16 protein-coding genes are annotated in these 25,226 nt (G+C 38.9%); 4 read left to right on the forward strand and 12 right to left on the reverse strand.

From position 1 onward, the window contains the following. Positions 1-240 (forward strand): hypothetical protein (locus EZ456_RS25370; RefSeq protein ID WP_205945117.1); only part of this gene is annotated, 240 nt, incomplete at its 5' end. Between the two features lie 324 nt (positions 241-564). Continuing rightward, positions 565-906, forward strand: coding sequence for a hypothetical protein (locus EZ456_RS16050; protein WP_131531838.1), 342 nt, complete (start codon positions 565-567; stop codon positions 904-906). Position 907: 1 nt separating this feature from the next. Here EZ456_RS16050 and EZ456_RS16055 read toward each other — a convergent pair whose 3' ends face one another. From EZ456_RS16055 to EZ456_RS16095, 9 genes are all read right to left on the reverse strand, one after another. Next, positions 908-1,579 (reverse strand): hypothetical protein, encoded by a 672-nt coding sequence (locus EZ456_RS16055; protein WP_205945118.1) that lies wholly within the window; start codon positions 1,577-1,579, stop codon positions 908-910. Between the two features lie 246 nt (positions 1,580-1,825). Further along, positions 1,826-2,014: a cold-shock protein gene (locus EZ456_RS16060; RefSeq protein WP_025142821.1), complete on the reverse strand. Its 189-nt coding sequence runs from the start codon at positions 2,012-2,014 to the stop codon at positions 1,826-1,828. A 163-nt stretch (positions 2,015-2,177) separates the two neighbouring features. Continuing rightward, positions 2,178-2,468 (reverse strand): hypothetical protein, encoded by a 291-nt coding sequence (locus EZ456_RS16065; RefSeq protein ID WP_131531840.1) that lies wholly within the window; start codon positions 2,466-2,468, stop codon positions 2,178-2,180. A 560-nt stretch (positions 2,469-3,028) separates the two neighbouring features. After that, entirely contained in the window at positions 3,029-5,461 is a 2,433-nt protein-coding gene (locus EZ456_RS16070) for a DUF4982 domain-containing protein (protein WP_131531841.1), read from the reverse strand. An 11-nt stretch (positions 5,462-5,472) separates the two neighbouring features. Further along, entirely contained in the window at positions 5,473-8,040 is a 2,568-nt protein-coding gene (locus EZ456_RS16075; protein WP_131531842.1) for a membrane or secreted protein, read from the reverse strand. 137 nt (positions 8,041-8,177) lie between these two features. Continuing rightward, positions 8,178-9,230 carry a glycoside hydrolase family 53 protein gene (locus EZ456_RS16080; protein ID WP_131531843.1) on the reverse strand — a complete coding sequence of 351 codons (1,053 nt, stop codon included), beginning with the start codon at positions 9,228-9,230 and terminating at the stop codon, positions 8,178-8,180. A 114-nt stretch (positions 9,231-9,344) separates the two neighbouring features. Beyond that, positions 9,345-10,457, reverse strand: coding sequence for a SusE domain-containing protein (locus EZ456_RS16085; protein WP_131531844.1), 1,113 nt, complete (start codon positions 10,455-10,457; stop codon positions 9,345-9,347). Positions 10,458-10,468: 11 nt separating this feature from the next. Continuing rightward, the gene (locus tag EZ456_RS16090; protein ID WP_131531846.1) at positions 10,469-12,073 is read right to left on the reverse strand and encodes a RagB/SusD family nutrient uptake outer membrane protein; all 1,605 of its coding nucleotides are present in this window, start codon (positions 12,071-12,073) and stop codon (positions 10,469-10,471) included. A gap of 28 nt (positions 12,074-12,101) precedes the next feature. Beyond that, entirely contained in the window at positions 12,102-15,086 is a 2,985-nt protein-coding gene (locus EZ456_RS16095) for a SusC/RagA family TonB-linked outer membrane protein (protein WP_131531847.1), read from the reverse strand. A 495-nt stretch (positions 15,087-15,581) separates the two neighbouring features. Here EZ456_RS16095 and EZ456_RS16100 point away from each other — a divergent pair, with 495 nt between their 5' ends. Continuing rightward, on the forward strand, positions 15,582-15,875 hold the full coding sequence (locus EZ456_RS16100) for a GIY-YIG nuclease family protein (RefSeq protein WP_131531848.1): 294 nt from the start codon (positions 15,582-15,584) through the stop codon (positions 15,873-15,875). Positions 15,876-16,338: 463 nt separating this feature from the next. Next, positions 16,339-20,424, forward strand: coding sequence for a hybrid sensor histidine kinase/response regulator transcription factor (locus EZ456_RS16105; protein WP_131531849.1), 4,086 nt, complete (start codon positions 16,339-16,341; stop codon positions 20,422-20,424). Positions 20,425-20,625: 201 nt separating this feature from the next. On the opposite strand, the gene EZ456_RS16110 is transcribed toward EZ456_RS16105, so the two are convergent. The 3 genes from EZ456_RS16110 to EZ456_RS16120 all read right to left on the reverse strand — a co-directional run bounded on the left by EZ456_RS16110 (position 20,626) and on the right by EZ456_RS16120 (position 25,139). Beyond that, on the reverse strand, positions 20,626-21,516 hold the full coding sequence (locus tag EZ456_RS16110; protein WP_131531850.1) for an SMP-30/gluconolactonase/LRE family protein: 891 nt from the start codon (positions 21,514-21,516) through the stop codon (positions 20,626-20,628). 142 nt (positions 21,517-21,658) lie between these two features. Continuing rightward, positions 21,659-23,419 (reverse strand): ABC transporter ATP-binding protein, encoded by a 1,761-nt coding sequence (locus EZ456_RS16115; RefSeq protein WP_131531851.1) that lies wholly within the window; start codon positions 23,417-23,419, stop codon positions 21,659-21,661. Then, positions 23,403-25,139 (reverse strand): ABC transporter ATP-binding protein, encoded by a 1,737-nt coding sequence (locus EZ456_RS16120; protein ID WP_131531852.1) that lies wholly within the window; start codon positions 25,137-25,139, stop codon positions 23,403-23,405. The genes EZ456_RS16115 and EZ456_RS16120 overlap by 17 nt, the downstream gene beginning before the upstream one ends. Positions 25,140-25,226 lie beyond the last annotated feature (87 nt).

Genomic DNA, 25,226 nt, shown 5'->3' on the forward strand with positions numbered 1-25,226 from the left:
ATCGTGTGGACACATCTTTTACTATTGATTTTTTTAGGCATTTTGCTGACCAACTTTAATAAAGTACAGGCTTTACCGAAGAACGCCGTCAATCTCAAGTGGCAGCAGAATCAAAAAAACAGATGCAGAAAAGAACAAATAGCACTACCAAGCCTGAAACGCAGTGGTTTTGTGTTCGAAGTTTGTAAAAACTTTCACTTAGCAATACCAACACAAAACAAAGTGCCGCTGTTTTTTTGATGAGCGCGGGGCGGTGACAAGCCACATTGCTAGATTGACAAAGCGCTTTGGGTACTTTGGCGCTCCAAAGTACCATGCCCTAGCGGCAAAGAGCGAAAAAAAATCAACATTTATCTTCAAAATATAGTTTTTAAGGAATCAGTGCTTGTTAATAGCAGGAAAGATGCTGACCACGAAGTAGCTATTGGCCTTTAAAACGCTAATAAAGATGTGTCCACACGATAGGCCTGCGCGGGAAAGACGAATTCGTTTAAACCAACAAATATTAAATCTAAACAACAGAAATCTCTTTTGTAGTAAAAAATTAAGTCCTATTTTTGCGGCATGTCGTCTAAATATAAGATTTTATACTTTTTCCAAAATTCTGATACCGCTATTCTAGAAATTCAGCGTCTTGGCCTGCCACACAATGCAGATGCAGAAGCGACCTACCACTGGCTTTATTTTGATAAAATTACGGGGTCGTTGATTAAATTATGGTTCAGATCGATGGATTCTTCTACCGAAATTGAAGAACGTTATTTTGAGCAGGGTTACCTTAAATTCAATAAAACAGAGGCTACATATATCGAAAAACACAATTCTTCGCAGCAAAAACTCACTAATATGGGCAATAGAGTTATTGGAGATGAAATAAGTGCTTTATTAGAAAACTATCTGAAATAATTTAGGGCATCTCTGGCAGTTCTGATTCTAAACCAACTTTACTTAAAGGATAACGAGAAGCATGGAAATCCTGAAGGGAGCGACAAAAACCAGGATACCACTCTTGTTTATGCATGCTTTCTAAAAGTTGCGCACAGGCGAGTACATCGGCGTCAGCCTGATGCAGGGCATGGGCAACAAAATTAACCACATCCCAAATGCCTTCCATCATAAAAAACCGAAAGGTAGATAGTATTGCAGACCATTGTACTTTTTTAGCTTGAAGCAAAAAGAATCGCGAAACAGGGCTGCATAAACGTTTAAAAGCCATATAATCCTCTTCTGCACCTTCCAGATTTAATAGGCCATCACTATAGGGTAAATTTACAATTTCTGCAGCAATTTTATCGCGGCCATGGAAGTAAACACTCCCTGCACAAATAGAAGATATCGATATCAGCGCTAAATGATCGTAGATTTCGGGATGCATTTTCAACTTGCCATTGCGTACAAATACCAGTCCGCCTTTTTTAGTTGTGCCAGGCTGGGTGTTCATAACCGATAAGCTTAAAAGCTCAAATTCATCAGCAAAATTAAGTGCCATTACAAATTGTGCAGCAGCCATAAAAGCGCTTCGATCAAGCGGTTTGGTGTTTATAACAGGTTTCTGAATTGAAAAAATAGAGAGTTGCAAAAATATTTAATTTGTTTGGTTCCGTCCGAGTATATCGACAGCGGCAAAAATAAAAATCCAATCCAGAAAATAACTATATAAAACGTTCCTAATGCTGGTTAGAAAGGTAATCAACTAAAAATGAGATGGAAATTTTTTCAACCTTTTTGTTCAGTAAATTTGCATCTTCCATTTTGATGTCAGGATGGAAAAATCAGGCAAAAAAAAAGCAGGACTAAATCCTGCTCAAAATCTTTTGGGGAAGAATTAAACAACTCTTACTTTAACTGCATTAAGGCCTTTTTTGCCTTCTTGAACTTCGTATTCAACTGTATCATTCTCTCTGATTTCATCAATCAGGCCTGATGCATGCACAAAAATCTCAGATCCGCTTTCTTCTTTAATAAAGCCAAAGCCTTTTTCTGAGTTAAAAAATTTTACTGTTCCGTTTTTCATTATACTGGATGTTTTTAAATTAAAAACCAAAAATAGGATTAAAACCCAAAAACCAAAATTACTGGCAAACAAAATTGCTAATTATGCACAAAAGATTTACAACTGTAAAGATTATCGCTGCCATTTTACAGTCTAAGGTACTAACTGCGAATGTTTAGGAATGTTAAAAAGATTTTCCTTGCGTAATGGAAGAATACCAATTAATTGGGTGCGACCTCAAATTCATGCCATCACTCTCAATATGATATAAGATAATGGGCATACTGAAATCGACAAAACGCTCTACCTGTCTGGATAGTTTACCGAGAAAATCTATACTCGATATGCCTTCCTTTAAATGAACGTAAATTACACTGCCTGTTTTAAACTCAAAGCGTTCTACCACTCCTGGCCACTCTGCTTTTATCCTGGTGAGGAAAGCTTTGATTTTGGGTTCTTCTTTTAGATTTTCCATAAGCTTATCAGGTTATTTAATATATGCTAATTTAAAGAATTATTCCAAATAAGATTAATTGTAACAGCACCTATACAATTAAGTTACAAAAAACCCATAAAGCAGAAAAGAGTTTAAAAACACAGGCAATTCGATGCTTTTTTAATTAAAAACCGAACATCAAAAGATTATTATTCAGAAGTAGAACAAATACAATGTTACAAGAACAATTTAGTCACGGAAATACAGAAAGTATGAAACGCCTAAAAGAAAATAAGTAATGGCAATGGCATTAACGATCCCCACCTACGCGAGGATGACGAATCTTTAAATAAAATCTGGTCTTAGCATCTCGCTAAGACCGCAGTGGAGAAATCTTTGAGCTATCCAATAAACATAGTTTAAAGATTTCTCCATTTCGCTATGCTCCAGTCGAAATGACGACTCATTTTTACAATCTGTAATTGGTAAATGATTGGGAATCGTAATGCTTTAGCTAGATTTGTATGAAGCTTTAAGATCCCCGCCTGCGCGAGGATGACGGACCTGCGGGTTACTTTACAGAAGCGACCAAAACATAATTACTTAACCGAAACAATTTCTATGTTTCCATTTTCTAATCCTTTCCCTTTAACATTCAACTGTATCATACCACCATTTTTATCAGACTGTACCACTACCACTAACTTTCCGCTGAAAAGTTTCATTGTTGGTTTCACGAAAGATTCTAAGGAAGTGGCATCGCCATTACAAACGGCTTTGAATATCCCCGCTCCCTTAACTTCAAAATTCAAAGCGTTTATAGCTGTTGGACAAGGTATACCGTTTTGATCAACTACCGATACGGTTACAAAAGACAAATCTTTTCCGTCGGCCGTAATTTCTTTTCTGTCTGGTGTTAACACAATTTTATAAGGTTTACCAGCTGTAATTACCTTTTCTTCTGCTACAGATTTTCCATTGCTATCAAATGCAATAACTTTTAATGTTCCAGGTTCATATTTTACATCCATCCACATCAATCTGTAGCGGTTTTGTGGTGACGATTTATCTTTTTTACGCACACCCAAGCTTTTACCATTCAAGAAAAGTTCGGCACTATCGTAACTGGTGTATACAAAAACAGGTGTAGTTTCGCCTTCTCTTCCTTCCCAGTTCCAATGAGGGAGTAAATGTAGTGTGGGTTTTGTTTTGTTCCAACGGCTTCTGTACAAGTAATAACGATCTTTAGGCAAACCTGCGAGATCGGAAATCCCGAAATAAGAACTTCTTGAAGGCCAGCTGCTATCGTATGGGGTAGGTTCACCGAGGTAATCGAAACCTGTCCATACAAATTCGCCGATTACCCAAGGTTTATCATCCTGCATTACAAAATCATCATCAGGTACATTAGACCAGCTGCAATATTCCAGATCATAAGAAGAAGACTGAAAATCAGGATATTGTTTATCAAATCCTTTTACAACCGGAAATTTATATATTCCTCTTGAGCTTACCGTTGATGCCGTTTCCGACCCCAATATAAATCCCTGCGGAAAAACTTTATTGGCTTCTTCGTACAGGTGAACCCGATAATTTAAGCCTGGAATGTCCATTAGCGCACCAAAGCCCGATTGCATAGTTGCTTTAACCTGATCCATCCCTACCGTAACAGGGCGTGTAGGATCTTCGCGGTGAAAAATCTCCTGAAGCCATTTAGCCCTTTTAACACCTTCGGCACCAAACTGATCGGGCACTTCATTTCCAGAGCTCCACATCACAATACAGGGGTGGTTTTTATTGGCTTGCACCAGATTTACAATATCTTTTTCGGCATCGGTATTGAAATATAAATGATAACCATTTTCTACTTTGGCTTTTGCCCATTCATCGAAACTTTCGGCAAGAAACATAAATCCCATTTCATCGCACAGCTCCAATTGCTCGGGCGAAGGCATATTGTGCGAACTTCTGATGGCATCACAGCCCATTTCTTTTAAAATGCTTAATTGTCTTCTTAAAGCAGCTGTATTGATGGCGGCACCAAGTGGGCCAAGATCGTGATGTAAACAAACGCCTTTAAACTTTCTTACCTGACCATTGAGGCTAAATCCTACACCTGCATTAAAATTGATTGTTCTGATCCCAAATCTTGTTTTCACCACATCCTTCAAAACGTTTCCTTCATACACACTCGATACTGAAGTGTACAAATAAGGCCTTTCCGGACTCCAAAGCTTAGGATTTCTGATTGCCATGTTCTGATCTGTTTCGTTGCCAAAAATGTTTTTTGCCGTATCAATAGCCACCTGTTTACCCAAACTATCTAAAATTTGAGTAACCACTCGAACACCATTACCTGTTAATTTGGTTTTGATATTTACTTTCGCAAATTCTTTCTTCACTACAGGAGTGGTTACGGTGATTCCCCATTGATCGATGCTTTTTTCTTCTTTGATGATCAGATGCACGTTGCGGTACAAGCCTGCTCCTGGATACCAGCGTGAAGATTTGGGCATATTCTTCAAATGGATAGCGAGTAAATTATCATTCGCTTTAAGGTCATTTGTAATATCAATATAAAAATAATTGTAGCCGTAATTCCATTGTCCAACCAATTTTCCGTTTAGGTAAACCCGAGGCTCACTCATGGCGCCATCAATCTGAAGCAGCACTTTCTGGTTTGCTTTAAGTGTTGGGAGATTCAGTTTTTTCCTATACCAGCCTTCACCAATATAAGGTAAAGCGCCTGTTCTACCTGTTTTTTCGCTTGCCTTTGTTTCGCCATTTTGAGTGATCGCCGTTACCTGCTTGTCTATTTCTTTATCAAAAGGCCCGCTAATGGCCCAATCGTGTGGAACGGTAACAGTTTCCCAACGCGTATCATTAAAAGTGGCTTCGGCTGCATTGGGAAAATTTCCCTTTGAGAATTTCCAACCTTCGTCAAGTAAAATTTCAGTCCGTTGTGCGGAGGCATTTAAATAAGCAAGGCTAACCATAAAAATGGTAAAAAATATTTTTTTCAATCGGAACATGTAATTGACGGTTATTTTAAATAGATAGATTCGATAGTAATATTAGTTGGTTTAGTGGTATTTCCATAACCAAATGTGATTTCAAATTTTTCAGCATTCTTCAGACTAAAAGCAGATCGGTCTGGCGACTGATAATAAAGTGGTAAAAAGCCAGGATAAGGGCGTGGAAGCAACAACTGTTTATCGTTTTTAAGCTGATTTAACGGAATTTCGATCGATTGAAAACCTTTCATTGCTTGGATTTCAGTCGCAAAAAAATGTGCATCAGTATCAATTAAACCGATTTTAATCTTTGTGTTTTCTGTATTTGCTTTAATCTTGATCACCAATATTTTTAAATTATTCAGCTCTGCAGTCCTCCCAGCCATTTTATCTACAAAGAAGCTTTGAAAACCCATCAATTGACCTGTTTTTGGCTTATTCATGGAGAGTTTCAGGTTCAATACCGATGGATTTTCTTCTGAAACATATTCAACTTTATTGTTTCCCCAATCAGGATTATAAATATTGATATTTTTTCCATCTATGCCTGCATTGAAGATTTCTACAATGGCATCTTTAGCTGCCACATAGGTCTGGTAACTTTCAGTTTCGAGTTTATCCCAGGCATTGGGATTTCCTTTTACATTTGCTGGAAAAGTGATGTAATCGCCATTTACTTTATGGACGATGATCTGATATTTCAGCAGACCATTTCTCACCAGTTCAGCAGGAATTGTTGCGCTATACTGGTATTCCTGATTTTTTTGTAAAGGAATATTTTTCACGCGGTTTACAGCATTTAGCTGAACAAAGGCAGAATCTTTCAAACCTAAACCCAAAATTTCTGCATTGATTTGTAAAGCTATATCTTCTGAAACTGTTGTTAAAGTCTGATGTTTCACAAAAACACCACCTGTTGAAGCTTTTGGCGCAACAAATTCACCCAAGGCTATATTCTGACTAATGCTTTGGGCGTTCAGATTGCTTTTCAAATTTTTCTTAGTCAAAAGATAAGCACCTGGAGAAACACTAAAACGATGTTCAACAGCTGCTGAATTAAAAGTATTGCCTTGATTTAATCCTTTGACTGTAAAACCAGAGCCTAGATCAGGAAGATCAATATCGATTGGTAAAGTAGACCAGATAATCTGTGTGACTTCTTTTTTTGGTGAAGCTTTTTCAAAAGAATCTCTGATCTGAATCGCATCTGGCATAACCTCTAAACGCCATACTCCAGTGGCGAGCTGATCGATAAAATAAGCCCCTCTACCCTCATATTGTACAATTCTGGAGCTTCCCACGCCTGCAATATGCTTCAGCTTTCGGGCATTGACTACTTTCGACGTAGTTGTATTGGTATAATAAAATTCCTCAGCGGTACTCATTTCACTTAGCGAATTTTTGTAATCAATTTTAAAAGGGCCAAAAGTATTACCGTTGTTCAACGTATCTAAACGGGTAGTTTGGTGAAAAACCTTTGAAGCAATTAACATACTAATCGCTTTTGATGGCGTATAAGCAAGATTTAAATAATGGGTTTGATATTCGGTATTGGCATAAGCGGTTGCCATCGGATCGTAGGCAAATTGTGTAGCCCATTGGAAACCTGCAGCCCTGAAACTTCTAGCCATTGCAGGGTACATGATCGGAGCCATCACATCACCCGCATCAAATTCGTAAACGGCTTTAGCACGATTTTTAAACGCTGGAATAGAATCGAAAGGAATTTTATATTTCGCCACATTCGGAAGGTAATTGCCCTGCAAAGTATGTCCGGCAACTAAACCTGTTGGGTACCATTGAAAGGTATGCCCCTGAACATTTGCTTTTACAATGGCATCAGCATACCAAGGCGATTCGCTGATGTTATAGAAAATGGGTTTGGTCCAACCAGTACTTTTTATGGCGGCTGTCATGCGGTTAACATATTCGGTTGCTCTTTCTTTCGGGCCATTATGATGAGGTTCGTTGTTGATCTCTGCTGCTAAAATAGCAACATCCTGTTGATAGGTTAAACCCGTGTATGGATTTTTATGTTTAAAAAACTGCTTTAAGTAGTTTTCCTGAGCTTTAAAAGCGGCTTCACTAACAACCGATTTATCTTTTCCGTATTTATTAACAAAGCTCCCGGTATTTTCATCTTTTTCCGGATAACCGTTTCCCCAAAAAGCAATCGGTGTAACCAAAGTTTTGATCTTACGTTTCTTAAGTTCTGCTAATAAAAAATCGAAAAGACGTAAATGCTCGTTATTGATCAGGTTTCCTTCAGCATCTGATATTTCCTGATCCCAAACATGCACACGGAAAGCATCTAAACCCAACCTTGAGAAATGATACACATCGTCTTTTATCGCTTGTTCGGCAGTTACACCCATCCTTACAATGGCCCGGTTACCGTATGCAAAAGGCGCAGTATAGTTTGTACCGAAAAAAGCAGCTTCCTTATTATCCTTCTCCCAGCGGATTACACCCGATGCATCTACATAAACACCTTGTTTATTTTGCGCATGGGCAAGTGTTGCAAATAGCAAAAAAACAACGATCCCCCAACCCCCTAGAGGGGGCTTTGACTTTCTATCGTTTATGTATAATTTCATATTACAAGTTGGTAAAATGTATTTGATTTAAGGCTTTGTTTTTTTTGCCTGGTACACGTCTTCAAGTACCAATTTGTCTGATTCGTGGAGATACGAACCACTGCATCGAACTTTTACTCCCCTTTAGGGGCTGGGGGCTAAGGCAGAAACGCATCCATTGCAACTGTTGGCTTGCCCGTATCATCAAAAGCACCCAATTTATAACCGCTCCAGCTATTGTAAGATTGTGGTTCCCAATAAAAAACCCCCAAACCTTTATTATTTGGCAACGATTTATTCTTCGCGATTAAGTCTTTAATAAAAGCTTTGCAGGCTACTGCTTCTGAAACCGGCATTCCCAATTCGCAGATCATTACTTCCGATCCATAACGCGAAACCATATCGGTCATATTGGTTAAACACTGGGTATTTTTTGCCGACCAATCAGTAGCTGTAGGGTACATCGACATTCCGATTACATCCCATTTGGCACCATTATTCTTTAATCCATCAAATATCCACCTAAATAAACTGTTATCATAACCATTAGAAATATGCACCACTACTTTCGAACTTGAATTTACCGCTTTTACGCCGTTATAGCCTGAAAGCACCAAATCTGCAAAGTTTTTCATATTTGTAGAGGCTTTTCCATCATTCCATAACATGCCATTATTGGTTTCGTTACCTACCTGAACCCATTCAGGTACAATTTTATTGGTTTTTAAAACCGTTAAAACCTCAACAGTATGGTTGTAAACCGAAGTTTTTAAGGCTGCAAAATCTTGTGTTGCCCATGCGGCAGGTTTGTTTTGCTGGCCGGGGTCTGCCCACGAATCACTGTAATGAAAATCGATTAACAAACGCATGTTCATGGCTTTTGCTCTTTTAGCCTTAGCTAACACATCGGCAGTATTGCAATAACCCGCCGTTGGATTCACCCACACCCTAAGGCGAATGGTATTGATACCCTTATCTTTTAAAATTTTCAGCAGATCCTCTTGTGCTCCGGCAGCGTTGTAAAACTTTTTACCCGCAGCTTCCATTTCAGTCAACCAACTTACATCGGCACCTAAGGCATAAGTACCAATTGGATCTGGCTCAGGATAAATCTGTGTTTCGCCTTTGATTGTTTTTTTGCACGCGGTATTTATAACTAATAGCAACAAAATAATGCACAGCCAGTTAACGTTTTTTATTTTTTTAAACATTTTCTATTCTTTTTAAAGCAAGTATTGAACTTATTTTTTTATCTAACTCGGTCGTCATTCCCGCGCAGGCGGTAATCTTAAAGCTTATTACATTAGAATTCGTCGTTGTGAAGGTTATTTAACCGAATACGTATAATTTCCATCACCAGCACTTAAATCTAAAGTAACGGTGAACACGCCCGTTTTGGTAATTGGAATATTAATACCGCCCCAGGTCGGTGCACCCGCATAGACCAATACACCATTGGCATCTACTTTATAACTGATATCGTAGCCGCCGTTACAGGTAAACACAAATGTTTTACCTGCAGTTAACGATACATTTGCCGCAACCCATTTACCTGTTGTTGCATTGTAAATTAAAGGTGTTGCCGAAGTGCTCCAGGCATTGTCATCACCGGAGATAAAGAATTTTACAGGCGTATAGGTAATGGTTAGTGCATCTACATCAGCATTTACTTTCATATAAGCGGGTGCTGGTGTGAGATATAAATTACCTCCTGTTAAGCTCATCGTAGTTGAAGTGCCTCCCCAACCGTAAACTTTACTGGCATCTTTTGTAGATACCAATTGAAAAGCGTCGCCGCCATAACCATCGGCATTAGGCAGGTTTAAATAACCCTCGTATTTCGAATTGAATTTAGCCGAGGTTAACACGAAACCGTTGGTCCTTGCGGTTGGTGTTTTCCAGGAGTTACCTCCTTTTACCATTAAAGCAGGATATTCTATTGTGGCTTTGTAGGGATTAACCGTTAGCGTTAAGCTTGAGTAGATCGGTTTGATAGTTGAAGCCATGCCCGTATTTTGTGTTACCTCGGCTTTTAAACGGACAACTAAAGTACTTACTACACCGGTTGGCAATAATAATTGATTGGCCAAAAGTGAATTAAAATCTGCGCCTAAATAAGCTTTCTCAAAAGTACCAGCAGCAAGTTTAACGATAACCGCGTTTGCCCAGGCATTTGCACCTAAGGTATCAGCAGGCACATCAAACTCTAAAGAATAAGATGGAACGATGCTCACACCAAAATCTGCAGCCTTAAAACTGAAAGTGGCGACATTGGTAGCATCATTTGCCGAAGTTAATACTACACTGGCGGCTGAACTTTTAAAGGCAAGGCTACTCGCACCTGGTGAGGTTACGATATTTGTGCGTTCTTCTTTTTTACAGCCAAAAAACAGACTGATTAAAAGAAAAGTATATATGATCTGAATGAGTTTTTTCATGATGATTTAGATTAATAACCTGTATTCTGACGAAGATTTGGATTGGCCGAAAGATCGGTTGGTGGCAATGGATAAAGATTGTATTTACCATTTACAGCTGTACCACCTTTACTACCACCTTTCCATGCCCATAAATAAGCAGCCGTGGTAAATTTTCCGAAACGGATCAAATCTGTTCTGCGGATGGCTTCGTACCAAAGTTCACGACCACGTTCATCTAAAATAAAATCAGCAGTTAACGCGCTTGAAGTGATATTTCCGGCAGTGCTCCCGTTATAAGCACGGGTGCGCAACTGGTTAATATAGGCTAAAGCTTGCGTTAAACTACCACCACTACCTCCACGTAAAACAGCCTCAGCATAAGTTAAATAGGTTTCTCCTAATCGGAAAAGTGGAAAATCAATGTCGGAAAAGTCTTTGGCAACATCCTGGTGTGGAGCCGGACCGCCAGAACGGGTTTTATTGCGGTATTTTGTGCTGGAATAACCATCGGTAGAAGTGTATAAATCGTTCACCTCCAGGTTTTGTCCCGACATATAAAACTGCGCTCTTGTATCTGTTGCACCTGTTTTATCAGCAAAAAGATTTACAAATTGCTGGGTAATCCTTAATCCGCCCCAGTTACCATTTGATCCTGATACCTCTGCAGGAACGCCTGCAGGTCCGTGCATCAGGTAAGTAGTACCGCCAAAATTCTGGGTACTGGTACCATCATAATTAATGGTAAAGATATTTTCATCAGTATTTAAGTGATTATCGGCAATGGTCAGTTCACGGTAATTGCCATGAAGTGTATAACCCGCGGCAGTAATTTTGTTGCAATAGGTAATTGCTTCGGTATATCTGGCGGTACCAGTATATACTTCTGCATTTAAATATATCCTGGATAATAAAGCCCACGATGCTGCTCTGTCGGCACGGCCATATTCGTTGGCTTTTGGTGCAGCTAAATCATTTTCAATGGCTTTGAGTTCTGATTCTACATAGGCGAATAAATCTTTACGGGCAATCTGTTTTGGTAAATCTTTGCCTCCTATTTCTGTAGTTTCGGTAACCAGTGGTGGATTTCCGTAAATATCCATCAATACCGCATACTGATAAGCCCTGATAAAACGGGCCTCTGCCCTAAACCTACGCACCTGATCGGCATCAGCACCCACGATTCCTCTTTTGCTTAGATTGTCATCGGATGATTGATTGATAAAATCGTTGCAAAGCGTAATCTGGAAAAATGAACGGTAATATAAACCGTTGATGATCGAATTTATCGACGACCAGGTCATTTCGTGCAGTCCCTGGATACCAGCATCATTTTGCCATGACCAAACCGCCTCATCGGTAGTTAATTCCTGTAAATTCCAGTATAAGCGAATAAAGTCCGAATTACCTTCATCTTTGATAATCTCTACCGGAATATCTGGTTGGCCAACAGATGCGTTTCCAGTAAGCGCAAAAGCGCCATAAACCTTGGCCAACGATTGTTTATAACCAGCTGCTGAAGTATACACTTTATCAGCTGTAAGATCATTTGTAGGTACTAAATCTAATTTGTTGCACGAAGTCAGTAGAGCGATTGCGCAAACCAAAGTGATTAGTTGTAAAACACGTGGTTTCATATATTTTTTATTAAAACAGTTCATCATCTTAAAAATTAACATTTAAGCCTAAAGAGAAAATACGTGGTCTTGGGTAGATATTGTTATCCACACCCGAAGCCACTTCCGGATCTAATCCTTGATATTTTGTAATTACAAATACATTTTGCACGCTGGCCGTGAGTTGCAGGTTTGCTTTGGTTTTTAAGATTTTACCGAAAGCATAACCCAAATTAACATTATCCATTCTCAAGAATGATGCATTTTGAACATAATAATCGCTAAGTAATTGCTGTGTTTTAAAATTGGTAGTCAGGTAATTGGGTGAAGCATTTAAAATAATTGCCGTACCTAAAATTTGATTTAGATTACCGCTTTGGCTATAATTATTGTTGTACACATAATTACCTAAGTTGGCCCTCAGGGTAAAAGACAGGTTCCATTTTTTGTAGCTCAGGTTATTGCTAAAACCCAGAAATACTTTTGGATCTGCTTGTTTCCCTTTTTTGAAATCGTTCTGATTGATTACACCATCACCATTCTGATCTACATAAACACCCTCAATCGGATTTCCGTTCTGATCATAAGTCTGTTCAAACAGATTGAAAGTGTTTTTCGGTCCGCCAACCGCGTTGATAAATGCATTTTGGCCACCAACGCCGCCGGCAATTGTCCCACTTGGGAAACCTGCATAATTTGGATCATTCGGCACCACCGTTAAATTGGTGATGGTATTTTTATTATAAGTGGCATTGAAACTGAAATCCCAATTAAAATCCTTTTCTCTAACTGGGTTAAATCCTAAAGTAAGTTCAATTCCTTTGTTTTCCATATCACCCACATTCACGATTGCTGTTGCCGCGAAATTTGTACCGGCAGGTTGAGGAATTAAATTCAACAAATCACTTGTTTTCTTTTGATAGAGATCCAAACTACCTGTGATACGGTTATCAAACAAACCAAAATCTAAACCAATATTGGCTGTTGCGGTTTCTTCCCACTTAATGTTAGCGATGTATGCACTAGGGCGGTACATTTGGTAAAAAGTATTTCCAAACTGGTAAGATGCATTTAAAGCACTTAAACCATAGGTAGACATGTAACCGTAGTTCCCAATCCCGTCCTGCTGTCCGGTAATACCATAACTGGCTCTTAATTTCAAGGCAGATATTATTTTATTATCCTTCAAAAAGGCTTCGTTTTTAACTGTCCAGGCCAATGCTACTGAAGGGAAAACGCCATATTTATATGCCGGACCAAAGCGTGATGAACCATCGCGGCGTATGGTTGCCGTTAACAGAAAACGTTCATCGTAGTTGTAATTCAATCTTCCAAAATAAGAGATCAAACGGTATTGCGGTTTATTAAAAGCAAATGCCGGATCAGAATTGGCTACCTTATTCCCATTCGCATCAAAACTTGGATAATTGTATTGCGTAGTTAAATAATCGTTGTAAGAATAACCCGCCGTTGCATCTATCCTACTTTTAATCGATTTAAATTCTTTAATATAGTTCAGGTAAAAATCCAGAACGGTATTTCTTCTGTTTTGTTTATACTGGTTGCTTACACCATTGCTTAAAATCGATTCAGCAGCATTTGGATCTACATAAACCGTTCCTTTACCCGAAGCTACATCATAAGCAGCATTCAAATTAGCGTGCAACTCTGGCAGAAAGTGAAAACTATAATCCAATTGAACATTACCAATACTACGCATCGGTTTCGCCCTGTCTTCTCTCTGTTCCAATAAACCAACCGGATTTCGACCAACCAGATTAACCAAACCTGTTGGCGTACTCGAATCTAGCCATTCCCAATAACCATTATAATCAGATCGATTGGTATAAGTTGCCTGCGTTGGATCAAAACTAACGGCTCCACCGATAGCTGAAGCATTTGCAAAACGTGCTTTCTGCATACTCCCCTTCAGGTTGATATCCAGTTTTAGGTGATTATCAAAAAATCTTGGATTGAAAACAATTGCGGCTGAAGTTTTCTGCAATTCATCGGTCCTGAGTACTCCTGTTTGATTTTGATAACCGAGAGATAAGCGATAAGGCAGTTTTTTAATCCCTCCGCTAATACTGATATTGTTATCGCTAGAAAAACCATCCTGATAAATCAGATCCTGCCAGTTGGTATTAAACGCTCCTAGTTTTGCTTTTTGTGCCGAGGTACCCTTTGAGTTTACAATCGCGCGGATTTCATCAGCACTTAATACATCTAACTGTTTGGTTAACTTAGAAACTGAGTTTACCGAATTGAAAGTTACTTTCAAAGCATCACCTAATCCCTTTTTTGTGGTAATGATAATTACACCATTCGACGCTCTTGCACCGTAAATGGCTGCTGCCGATGCATCTTTTAAAACCGTGAAGGTTTCAATATCATTTGGATTGATAAAACTTAATGGATTTGATGCACCCGAAACGCCACCACTTTCTAATGGTACTCCATCGATAACAATTAACGGATCGTTGCTGGCATTTAGCGATGAACCACCGCGGATACGAATGGTACTACCGCTTCCTGGTTGTCCGCTGTTCGAAGTAATCGAAACTCCCGATACTTTACCTGATAACATTTGCTCGGGCGTGCTGATACTTCCTTTTTGGAAATCTTTTACGCCAACAACCGCTACAGATCCCGTAAGGTCTTGTTTTCGGGTAGTTCCATAACCCACTACCACCACATCATTTAAGGTAGAAGCATCTTCGATTAAAGTGATGGTTAGCGTTGTGGTTTTAGAAACGGGAACTTCCTGAACTTTATAACCCACTGAGGTAAATTCGAGAATTCCGGCTTGGGCCGGTATCTTGATACTAAAATTTCCATTTGCATCAGTAGAGGTGGCAATCGCCGTTCCTTTTAAGCGGACACTTACGCCAGGCATGCCCAAATTATCGGGTGCTGATTTAACAACTCCACTAACGGTTGCCTGCTGTGCAAAAAGATATCCATGGGTAAAAATCAGTAGTAAAAGCATTAACATTTGCTTGTTACTCTTGATGAAAGATGTAAAAATGTGCATAGAATATTATGGTTAGAATTAACAATACAAATGAAGGCTTTATACCATTCTTCGCCTTGTGCTATTGTTCATTTCTTTTGTGCTAATCGACATATTATTGGGTTAAATCGCTTTCTATCCATCATTCCCGCGGAGGTGGGGATCCTAATGCGGAAGAAAAAGACCTAGCATAGTATTGCGATTATCTGCGATGAGCAACTACGTGATACCCAATCGACCCGATACCTATAGGGTTGGGAATGACTATCACGCTAAACCCCTCATACGTCATTCCCGCACAGGCGGGAATCCTAATGCGAAAGAAAAAACCTACCATGGCATTACGATTCCCAATCAAGTTGGGAATGACGACAGCGTCTAACCCTCCCATACGTCATTCCCGCGCAGGCGGGAATCCTAATGCAAAAGAAGAAGCCTACCATGGCTACGATCCCGAAGAAATTCGGAATGACGATATCGTCTAGGAATTTTATTAGAAACTTGTATTTTTAAGATATGGAACGAGGTGGTTGCGTATATATCATGACCAATATCTTTAACACGGTTTATTATATCGGTGTTACTTCAGACTTGTACTCAAGAGTTATAGAGCATAAACACAAGAGATATCCAACTTCTTTTACATCGAAATATAATTGTATTAAGCTGATTTATTTCATGCTTTATGATGACATTGAAGAGGCGATTGAGCAGGAGAAAAGACTAAAAAAATGGAATAGGAATTGGAAAATTAAGCTGATTAGTGATCATAACCCTGATTGGCTAGATCTGTTTAGTGAGGATTTGTAACATTTAGTATTAATAAGTTCCATCATTCCAGCGTAGGCGGAACCACGTTTGCTGAGCGGAGCTAATCTTAATGAATATACAAGCCCAGCTAAAGTATTACGATTCCCAGTCAAGCTGGGAATGACGACGGCGCCTAAACCCCTAATGCGTCATTCCCGCGCAGGCGGGAATCCTAATGCGAAAGAAAAAACCTACCATGGCATTACGATTCCCAATCAAGTTGGGAATGACGACAGCGTCTAACCCTCCCATACGTCATTCCCGCGCAGGCGGGAATCCTAATGAATAATACAAGCCCAGCTAAAGCATTACGATTCCCAATCAAGTTGGGAATGACGACAGCACCTTAATCTCTCCATTATAAATTCGGGATGATGTTGCTAGGCTAACCAACCAATTATACCAAAGGTTGCCAAAAAATGAATTATCTTTATCGCCTCAGAACTGTCTGACGAAATGATTAATGAACACGTTAACGAGAACCATTTTCCTGCTCCTCTTTATTTTTTCGATAGGAAACGTTGGCGCACAAAACTTAAAGTTTAAACACGTAAGTGTAGAAGATGGATTATCGAACAGTACCATCGAATGCATTTTTCAAGATCACCGAGGTTTTATCTGGTTTGGCACACGAGATGGTTTGAACAAATACGATGGCAGCCAGATCACCGTTTTTAAACACGATAAAAATGCGAATAGCATTAGCGATAATTTTATCCGGTGCATCTTCGAAGATCAAAGTCATAACCTTTGGGTAGGCACATCAGATGGGTTGAACAGGTTTAATGCCGAGAAAAACAATTTTGTAACCTACAGATCTAAAGACAAAAAAAATCAGACCAATAACATCATCACTTCGGTTAAAGAAACCAATAAAGGGATCTGGATTGGTACTTATGGCGGAGGGCTTAACTTGCTTGATAAAACCACAAATTCCTTTAGCCGTTATCCATATCGTTCCGATCAGGTAAAAACCGACAGAAAGAATTACATTAACGACCTGTACTGCGATGCTACTGGAAACATCTGGATGGCTACCGATGCAGGTATCCATATTTTAAACCTTAAATCTGGCAACGCAACAACCGTTAAAACTTTAGAAAATGAAACTTTTAGGGTAATTAAAAAAGATGCTAATGGTACTTTTTGGTTTGGAACTGAAGAAAATGGTTTAATCCGTTTCAACCCAGTTGATAATAATATAAAAACCTACCAGCACCAGGAAAAAAACAAAAATAGCATAGGCAGCAATCTAATAAGGGCAATTGTTTTCGACCAGCAGAAAAATGTATGGATTGGAGGAATTAACGGAGGCTTGAATCATTTCGACCCTGAAACAGAAACATTTACGCATTACCAGAATGAACCCGGTAATGCCTTTAGTTTATCGCAACGTACTGTTTCGGCTCTTTTTATCGATCAGCAGGAAAACTTATGGATTGGCACGCACCGGGGTGGAATAAATTTGTACAGTCCACAGGCCGAAAAATTTAAGCTGGTGCGCCAGGAGCCCAACAAAAACAGTTTAAGTTACAACGATGTGAGGGCTTTCCATGAAGATAAAACGGGTAATATTTATATCGGAACGGACGGTGGCGGACTCGATATCTATAACAAAACGAGCAAAACCTTTATCCATCATCGCTATAATCCCTTTAATCAGAATAGTATTGGTGCCGACGCCATTCTCGATATTACCGAAATAAAAAGCGGTCTACTTCTTGTTGGCACTTGGGCAGGTGGATTGAACATCATGCACAGCAATGGCTCTTTTACCCGTTTTAACCACAACAACGCCAATCCTACGTCTATTTCTTCAGATTATGTACAGAAATCTTTCGAAGACAGTAAAGGAAACATCTGGATTGGCACATATTACGGTGGATTAAACCTGTTTGATGCGCAAAGCAAGCAGTTTAAACGCATTACCGAAGGAAAAAACGGCAGTAAATTAACGGGCAACAACATTGTTTCCATTAATGAAGATCAATATCAAAACCTATGGATAGGCACTGATGATGGAGGTTTAAATTGCTACAACCTCAATACACAAGTATTTACCCATTATTTTATGGGCGGTGGGAAACGGCCAGATTTAAGGGTAATTTTCATCGATAATAAGGGCAATTTATGGATTGGCCAGGCCGGGCTTTACCGTTTTAACCGATCAAAGCTAAAATTTGAGCTTTATACCGATAAAGCAGGCTTATCAACCGAATTTATAAAAGGAATTACGGAAGATGATAAAGGTAATTTCTGGATTTCGACCGCGAAAGGCCTCACCAAATTTAATCCAAAGGATTATAACTTTAAAAAGTATAATACAGGCGATGGTTTGCAAGGACTCGAATTCGAAACTAACGCCTACCTCAAAGCCCAAAACGGAGAAATGTTTTTTGGTGGCGTAAATGGCTTCAACTCATTCTTTCCTGATGATATACAAACCAATAAATTTATTCCGCCGGTTTACTTGACCGAGTTTCAGATTTTTAACCAGAAAATCCTACCCAATACAAAAGGTTCTGCGCTCGAAAACGACATCAGCTACACTAAAGAATTAAAACTAGATTATGACCAAGCTACGATATCGTTCCGATTTGCAAGCTTAAACTATATAGCCAACGAGAATAACAACTATGCTTACAAATTAGAAGGCGAAGATAAAGACTGGATCAATGTAGGTAATGTTAAACAGGCCTTTTATACCAACCTTGATCCGGGAACCTACACCTTTAGGGTAAGGGCATCAAACAACGATAATGTTTGGAACAATACCGGAACGGCTTTAAAAATTATCATCTCTCCCCCATTCTGGGCAACCTGGTGGTTTAGGCTCATCGTTATTGCCACCACCCTGTATTTAACCTATTTAGCGCTCAGTTTTAAACGCAGGCTAGAGATCAGAAAAATCGAAGAAGAAAAAAGAGAAGAAATCCACCAGACACAGCTTCAGTTTTTCACCAATATTTCGCATGAGTTCCGGACTCCGCTTTCGCTAATATTAGGGCCGATAGAACGCCTTTTAAAAGAAGATACGCAAGAAAGTTTCCAAAGTTATTACAACACTATTCATCGTAATGCCAACCGCTTATTGCGGCTCATAAATGAGTTAATGGATTTCAGAAAAACTGCCTCTGGAGCTTTAAAGCTCAATGTAGTAAATGGAAACTTGAACCTTTTTATTGATGAAGTTGCAGAAGAATTTTCGGAAATGGCTGCTGAAAAGGAAATTAGCTTTACGGTTGAAAAAGAAAATCTCCCTCCCGATATCTGGTTCGACAGGCAGGTGATTGAAAAAATCATTCTCAACCTGATCAACAACTCCATCAAATACACTAAATCTGGCGGAACACTTAAACTTCAGGTTTTTACTGACTTAAACGACCATAAACCAGCTTTCGAAAACAAATTGGTGATCAAAAGTGATTACGAAGCCAATGTGTACATCTACTTCCGCGTAATTGATAGTGGAATTGGGATTTCCAAAGACTCTATCCAGCATTTATTTGAGCGTTATTACCGGATTACTGAGACGCATTTGGGTTCGGGAGTGGGTTTGGCTTTCGTAAAAAGTTTAACCTTACTGCACAAAGGCTTGATTCAGGTATCTAGCGAGCGCAACGAAGGAACAGAAATTATTATCGGTATACCAAGCAGTAAAACAGATTATACCTTAAACGAACAATTTAGCCAAAACAACGAACCTGGTGGAACCCGATTGGAAAGTATTAGTTACAAGTCAGAAACTGAAGTACCTTGGCCCGGCAGCGAACTTACCCCTGCAGATACCACTACAAGTATTCTTCTGGTAGATGATAACGAAGAATTAAGAAACTTTTTAAAAGATACTTTAAGTCCGTTTTACACCATTACCGAAGCTGCTGATGGCCATTCAGGGCTTGAACAGGCACGAAAAGATCTGCCTGACTTAATTATAAGCGATGTTATGATGCCTGGCATGGACGGAACCGAATTCTGTAAGCATATCAAAGAAGATATAGAAACCAGCCATATTCCATTTTTAATGCTTACGGCCAAAAACAGTATCGAGGCTGAGATAGAAGGTGCCGAATCGGGTGCTGATCTGTATTTCACCAAACCCATCAACACTAATTTACTACTGCTCACCATCAAAAACATTTTTGAGCAAAGACAGAAACTGAAAGATCATTATTTAAAAAACAAAGATACCGAGCCAAGAGCACTTGCCCATTCGGAAAGGGATAAAGCCTTCATCACCAAATTACTGTCGATTATCGATGCCGAAATGATCAACCCCGAAATGGATATCGATTACCTTTGCAAAGAAATCGGCATGAGCAGAACCAAACTTTACCAGAAGATGAAATCAATAACAGGTCAATCCATTGGAGAATTTGTTAGGTCGGCAAGACTCAGAAAAGCAATTGAGATCATGAAAACCGAAGATGTACTGATGACAGAAGTGATGTACCGGATCGGCATTCAAACGCAATCGTATTTTACAAAAGCCTTTAAGAAAGAATTCGGGGTTACGCCTACAGGTTACCTACAGAATTTAAAAAAATAAGGAAGAATATAAAAGTAAAAAAGCCCTTCAATCCTGAGAGGGCTTTTTCATAGTCGTCTATCCCTATAAGTAGGAAGCTCAAAACTAAATAATGTGTTTAATATTTTTAGGGGTTGAATAAACTGAACAGAAAAATTTTTTATCTTAATTCATTCTTTATTTTTTCCTCTTTACGTGCTTTTAAAGGGCTATAATAAACTATTATTCCACTCCCCTTGCATTCATCGGAATAACATACAATGATTTTGAAGCCGTAATAAACAACATATTTTTATCTTTTCCACCAAAACAAATGTTGCCACACCACTCCTCGGGTATATCAATATGGCTAATTTTTTCGCCCGTAGGTTTGTAAATGTTCACTCCTTTTCCGGTTACGTAAATATTTCCCTTGTTATCTAAAGTCATCCCGTCTGAATGCTGGTTCAGGATAAGCTGTTTGTCTGTTAATTTCGCATTGGCACCTATACTATAACGATAAGTTTTATTGGCACCCATATCGGCCACATACAAAAATTTACCATCTGGAGTCCCCACAATACCGTTAGGTTTAATCACATCATCAGCAACCACGATAGCTTCTTTTTTCCCTTTTGGAATATAATACACCTTTTGACCTTGAATCTCAGGCGATTTTCTAGCCCAGTAATCGCGCTGATAGTAAGGATCAGTAAAATAAATGCCTCCTTTAGCATCCAACCAGAGATCATTTGGTCCGTTTACCTTTTTGCCTTCATAATCGCTGAAGAGTACTTTTATCTTTTTGTTTTTATTGATAGACCAGATTTGGTTATTCTCATCGGCACACACAATTAAGTTCCCTTTCTTATCAAAATAAGTTCCATTTGCCCTACCCGATTTATCCATATATAAGCTCAATTTGCCGTTAATATCGTACTTCCAGATCTTATCGTTTGGTTGATCGGTAAAAAAAACATTCCCTTGTTTATCAACCGAAGCACCTTCCGTAAACTTAAATTGTGCAGAAATCACCTTTAAACTGTCCTGAACAAAAAGATTATCGCCTGTATTTTGTGCAAAAGAAGCGATGCCTAAGACAGAACACGCTAAAAAGAAGTAGTATTTTTTCATTTGTATTTTTTAATAATGTTAGTCGGGATTTGTAATCCCGACTATTTGAACTAAAGATTTCTAATCTTTTAATTGGATTGCAAATCCACAACTCATACAGTCGAGATTACAAATCTCGACCAACCCAAGGTTTATAAAGATATTAACTTACCCGCTTGCCTTTTAGTAACATATTTAGTGCATCGTTAAGCGTTCCAGCTTTTTGCACTTCGCCTTCATTTACAAAATAAATTTCATCGGCGTTTTCAATAGTATTTAAACGGTGGGCAATAATAACCAGCGTAGTTTCTTTTGATAGTTTATTTAAAATACTTCCCAAAAGCTGTTCGGTTATGGTATCGATGTTGGCCGTGGCTTCATCAAGGATCAATAGTTCAGGATTTCTTAACACCGCACGCATAAAGGCAATCAGCTGTTTCTGCCCCAAACTTATACTGTCTGCCCCTGAAGTAATCTGCGTATTTAATCCCTCATCAAATATGGCTAAAAGTGCGTTTAGGTTAGCTTCTTCGATTATCTTCTCTAGTTCTGCATCACTTACCTCTTTATACTGACTATTGCCATACAAAATATTCTCTTTTACAGTTCCTGTAAATAAAAATGGTTCCTGTAAAATGAAACCGATTTTCTGTGTTCTTTCCTCAGCAGAAAATGAACGGATATCTTTACCATTTAACAAAACCATTCCTTTTGTGGCATCGTACAGACGGGAGATTAAAGAAGCCGTTGTGGTTTTTCCACCTCCAGTTGGACCAATTAAGGCATAAGTTTTTCCTTTTTCGAACCTTAAATTGATATTATGGAGGATTTCTTTATCATCATCATAAGAGAAGTGCACGTTTTTAAACTCCAGCAAAGCATCAGATGTGATGTTGTCATTTACTTCCAGTTGTTTTAAATTGCTCTCCAAGGTTAAAATTTGCGATATCCTGTCCCAACTGGCCATAGCTACCTGAAAACTTGTCCAAAGGGCGGCTAACTGCCTTAAAGGATTATAAAAATTGGTTGTATAAGCAATATAACTTACCAATAAGCCCAAAGTAAAGTTGCCAACAGAAATCAGATAAATACCGAACAGTAAGGTAATGAGCTGTGCTATACTCGATAGCAAACCATAAACAGGCACGAAAATATTATTGGCTAAACCAGCGCTGATTGCCGTTTTATAGTTTTCGGCATTGGCTTCATTAAAACGTTTCCTAAAATAATCCCTACGGTTAAATGCAATAATCACTTTAAAGTTATTCAGGCTTTCCTGTATTTCGGCACTCATTCCACCAACACTTTTTAAATTTTTAGCATTTTTCCCTTTTACCCAAGGCGATAAGGCCACGGTAAAAAGAACGATAATCACCGCCGGCGAAAGTGTTGCAGCACCCAGTTCTAAATTAATCGAAAGCAGAAAAATACCTGCACCAATCATCGTTACAATACTGCCAATAAACTGCATTAACGACTGCGAAAAAAACTGGTTCAGCTTATCGGTATCGTTATTCACCCTCGAAATTAGATCACCAGCTTTATTCTGGTTAAAAAATGAAACTGGTAACTCCTGCAGTTTATTAAAAATGGCATTCCTTAAAGTGTATAACATTCTTTGCCCTACTCCGCCCATTAATCTCGTTTGGGTATAACCGGTAACCATGGCAATCATGTACATCACTAACAGTATACCACCAAAAATAAGCACACCATGGAATTGTTTAGTGCGGATATAGGTATCAACTGTGTAACCCACTAATAATGGTCCCAAAAGCAATAAGCCCGAATTTACCAAAATGGCAATTAGTGCCAGCCAAAGGTTTTTACGCTCGGCCGAGATCAATTTAAGCAGGCTTTTCAGCGCCTTATAAGTCGATTGCTTCTCCTGCTTAGTGTTAAGCTGGTTAAGATTGTAGTTCATAATTACTGGTGCTCTGTTGTGAATTGTAAATCTGAACATATTCAGGACTGCTTTTCAATAATTCCTGATGGGTTCCTTCTGCAATGATTTCGCCCTGCATCAGCAAGATCACTTTGTCGTAATGTTCAACAGAAGCTATTTTTTGGGTAATGGAAAGTAAAGTTAAACCAGAATAATTTTGTTGGATATTCTCCAAAATCCTTTTCTCCGTATTGGTATCAACACGGGCCGTAAAATCATCGAGCAATAAGATCTTCGGATTCACAGCTAGAGCTCTAGCCAGCATAATCCGTTGTTTTTGTCCGCCAGAAAGGCTGTTACCACGTTCGGAAACAATGGTGTTCAATTTATCTGGCAAAGCATCTACAAAATCTTTAAGTTCGGCTGTAGCAATGGCTTTGGCCAGCGATTCGTCTGTAACGGTATCGCTAAAGGCAATATTTTCCCTAATGCTCATATTGAACATGATGCTATCCTGAAATACAAAGCCTACCTGTTGATGGAAATTCTCCTGGTTGTACTTCTTAATTTCTTCGTTGTCGAACAGCACCGCACCAGAATCTGCTTCAATAAGGCCTGTTAAAATATAAAGCAATTGTGTTTTACCCGCAGCTGTAGGGCCGATAATTGCTGTTTTTGAACCTGCTTTAGCAGAAAATGAAACCGATTTCAAAATTGGTTTCTGACCAAAACTCAAGGTAATATCTTTCGCTTCTACATCTCCCCTCAATGGTGTAGTCAGTGTACCTGGATGTTTGATCTCAGCAGCATTTAACACACTTTCTATCCTTTGGTAAGACGCTGTAGCCTGTGCAATTACATTGCTCATAAAACCGATCACCAAAATTGGAAATATAATGAGTGTGAGGTAACTACTAAAAGCGGTAAATTCGCCCAAGGTCATTGAATTGGTAATTACAAAGTGACCACCCAGCACCAAAATGCACAACCCAGATAAATTGGCTGTAAAAACAATAACCGGAATCAAGGCTGCAAACATTCGGAGGATAGCTATCCCTAAATCTCTGGCTTTGGCATTTGCATCTAAAAATTTATTGTATTCTAATACTTGTGAATTAATTACACGGATTAAAGCTGAACCCAAAATGCTTTCACTGATGACCTTGTTCAGCCAGTCGATAACTTCCCTGCTCTTTTTGAACAGCACTTTTACCTTGCTTAACACATAGAAAAATGCACCGCCAATAATCGGCACAATCGCAATTACACAAAGTGCCAGTTTCCAGTTAATCATCAGGAGCAGAATACTTGCCCCAACAATTAAAAATATAGATGAACAGATAGAAACGATAGCCTGCGAAACAAACATTTTGATCGAATCGGCATCGGCTGTAAGGTTGGTTAACAATTTTGAGGGGTTAGCCTGAATAATGTAGGCATGGCTCTGTCGCGAAATCTGATCAGATAATCTTGTTCTTAAATCTCTTGCCACACGTTCGGAAGCATAGGTTTGTACAATACTTTGTAGATAGGTAAAGATAAAAACCAGTACAATGGCCAACGAAAACTGAAACAATATGGATTGAAGATTGAAGGTTTTGTTGGTATAAGAGTCGATACCATTTGCAATAATCTTTGGTAAGAGTAAGTTAATACCGTTACTGAGCAACGCAAACAGGATCAGCATAAAAATTAAGCCCCTATAGTTCCCAAGTAAACTGAAAATACTTGGCTTTTTGGCTTCTTTGGTTTTTTCCATGTCAATGAAGATACCTTAAATTGTAGGTTCCAAATTTAGCCCAAAGAAATGATTAAATGAGTGAATTATGAATGATAGAATGTAATT

The sequence above is a fragment of the Pedobacter psychrodurus genome (assembly GCF_004331735.1).
Taxonomy (GTDB): domain Bacteria; phylum Bacteroidota; class Bacteroidia; order Sphingobacteriales; family Sphingobacteriaceae; genus Pedobacter; species Pedobacter psychrodurus.